This window comes from Rhodococcus sp. CX, assembly GCF_015865005.1.
Taxonomy (GTDB): domain Bacteria; phylum Actinomycetota; class Actinomycetes; order Mycobacteriales; family Mycobacteriaceae; genus Rhodococcus.
The window spans coordinates 104,424-104,869 of sequence record NZ_JADZGH010000259.1 but is presented as its reverse complement, the minus strand read 5'-3'; the positions used below and the strand labels follow the sequence as shown (position 1 = coordinate 104,869).

Genomic DNA, 446 nt, shown 5'->3' with positions numbered 1-446 from the left:
GGGTCGTCGAGGGTGGCGATCGGGCCGAGTTCGGCCAGGCGCCGGTGCACGTAGGGGATGCGCGACGAGCCGCCGGTCAGATACAGCGCCTGCAGACCACCGCGGTCCACACCGGCATCGCGCAGGACCGACGCGGCCAGCTGCACACCGCGCGTGATCTGCGGTTCGATCAGCTGCTCGAACTCGTCGCGGGTCAGCGTGAACGTCATGTCGGCGCCGTTGCCGGTGATCCGAATGGTCGCCGAAGGAGCTTGGGAGAGAAGCTCTTTGGCTCGTCGGATCTGATCGTCGAGGTTGCGGCGGGCGTCGAGACCTTCCGGTCGGCGCAACCATGCCGCCAGATCGGGGTTCTCGTCGGCGAGCTGCCGGTCCACCCAGCGGGAGATCGTGGCGTCCAGGTTCTTTCCGCCGAGGGCGTTGTCGCCGCCCGCGCGCAGCACCTCGAA

Annotated in this window: 1 protein-coding gene; it reads right to left on the bottom strand. The window is 68.8% G+C overall.

What is annotated here, in order from left to right; genetic code table 11:
- Positions 1-446, bottom strand: a 446-nt coding sequence (locus I0Q12_RS28620) for an Hsp70 family protein (RefSeq protein WP_197256989.1), incomplete at both ends; no start/stop codon positions are given.